Below are 2,178 nucleotides of genomic sequence, written 5' to 3' on the forward strand. Positions count from 1 at the left end.
CGTCAGATGTGTATCAGAGACAGGGGTACGACCCCGACCACGTGCTGGCGCGCGGCGAGGTCGGGCGGGTGGGTGTCCCGGTCTCCCACCTGGGTGACATGCGGCGGCTGTTCGAGGACATCCCGTCCCAAGGACCGTCCCTGGCTGATGCGCACCTACGCGGGCCACTCCAGCGCCGAGGCCTCCAACGAGCTGTACCGGCGCAACCTGGAGAAGGGCCAGACCGGGCTGTCGGTCGCCTTCGACCTGCCCACCCAGACCGGGTACGACCCCGACCACGTGCTGGCGCGCGGCGAGGTCGGGCGGGTGGGTGTCCCGGTCTCCCACCTGGGTGACATGCGGCGGCTGTTCGAGGACATCCCGCTGGAGCGGATGAACACCTCGATGACCATCAACGCCACCGCCATGTGGCTGCTGGCGCTGTACCGGGTGGTCGCCGAGGAGCAGGGCGCGGACCCGCACGCGCTGCAGGGCACCACCCAGAACGACATCGTCAAGGAGTACCTCTCCCGGGGGACCCACGTCTTCCCGCCCGGCCCCTCCCTGCGGCTGACCACGGACGTGATCGCGCACACCGTGCAGCACATGCCGAAGTGGAACCCGATCAACATCTGCAGCTACCACCTGCAGGAGGCGGGCGCCACGCCGGTGCAGGAGATCGCCTACGCCCTGTCCACCGCCGTCGCGGTGCTGGACGCGGTGCGCGACGGCGGGCAGGTGCCGACCGGGCGCATGGGCGACGTGGTCGGCCGCATCTCCTTCTTCGTCAACGCGGGCGTCCGCTTCGTCGAGGAGATGTGCAAGATGCGGGCCTTCACCCGCATGTGGGAGCGGATCACCCGTGAGAGGTACGGCATCGCCGATCCCCGGCACCGCCGCTTCCGGTACGGCGTGCAGGTCAACTCGCTGGGGCTGACCGAGGCCCAGCCGGAGAACAACGTCCAGCGCATCGTGCTGGAGATGCTGGCCGTCACCCTCTCCCGGGACGCCCGGGCACGCGCGGTGCAGCTCCCGGCCTGGAACGAGGCCCTGGGCCTGCCCCGACCCTGGGACCAGCAGTGGTCCCTGCGCATCCAGCAGGTGCTCGCCGAGGAGAGCGACCTGCTGGAGTACCCCGATCTCTTCGAGGGCTCGAAGGTCGTCGAGGAGAAGGTGGAGGAGCTGGTCTCCGCGGCCGAGGGGGAGATGCGGCGCATCGAGGACATGGGCGGCGTCATGGCGGCCGTGGAGTCCGGCTACCTGAAGTCGCAACTGGTCGCCTCGCACGCCCGCCGCCGGGCCCGCATCGAGTCCGGCGAGGAGCGGATCGTCGGGGTCAACTGCCACCGGGCCACCGAGCCGAGCCCCCTGACCGCCGACCTCGACACCGCCATCCTGACCGTGGACCCGGCCAACGAGGCACGGGTGGTCGAGGCCCTGGGCCGGTGGCGGGACGAGCGGGACGAGGAGCGGGTCCACCGGGCCCTGGGCGGGCTGAAGCGGGCCGCGGCCGGCACGGAGAACCTGATGCCCGCCACGATGGAGTGCGCCCGGGCGGGCGTGACCACCGGCGAGTGGGCGTGGGCGCTGCGCGAGGTCTTCGGCGAGTACCGGGCCCCCACCGGGGTCTCCGGGGCGCCGGTCGCGGTCGCCCCCGGGGAGGGCGGCGAACTGGCCGCCGTGCGCCGATCGGTGGAGGAGACGGCCCGGGAGCTGGGAGCGGGGCGGTTGCGCCTGCTGGTCGGCAAGCCGGGCCTGGACGGGCACAGCAACGGTGCCGAGCAGATCGCCGTACGGGCCAGGGACGCCGGCTTCGAGGTGGTCTACCAGGGCATCCGGCTCACCCCCGAGCAGATCGTCGCCGCCGCCGTGGCGGAGGACGTGCACTGCGTGGGGCTCTCCATCCTCTCGGGGTCGCACACCGAACTGGTGCCGGACGTGCTGCGCCGGCTGCGGGAGGCCGGGGCGGCGGACGTCCCGGTGGTGGTGGGCGGCATCATCCCGGCCGCCGACGCCGCCGCGCTGCGGGCCGCCGGGGTGGCCGCCGTCTTCACCCCCAAGGACTTCGGGATCACCGGCATCATCGGCCGTATCGTCGAGGAGATCCGCCGGGCGCACCGACCGGCGTCCCGGGTGCCCGGCTGAGGCCGGGCCGGGCGGCCGGTACGGCGGGAGCACCCGCCGCTCCCCCGTCCGGCC

General features: G+C 73.0%; 1 protein-coding gene. It reads left to right on the forward strand.

The features are described from left to right. Positions 1 to 93: 93 nt before the first annotated feature. The gene (locus tag FOE67_RS23455; RefSeq protein WP_323385360.1) at positions 94 to 2,124 is read left to right on the forward strand and encodes a protein meaA; all 2,031 of its coding nucleotides are present in this window, start codon (positions 94 to 96) and stop codon (positions 2,122 to 2,124) included. The last annotated feature ends 54 nt before the right edge of the window (positions 2,125 to 2,178 follow it).

Source organism: Streptomyces calidiresistens (genome assembly GCF_014141525.1).
GTDB lineage: Bacteria > Actinomycetota > Actinomycetes > Streptomycetales > Streptomycetaceae > Streptomyces > Streptomyces calidiresistens.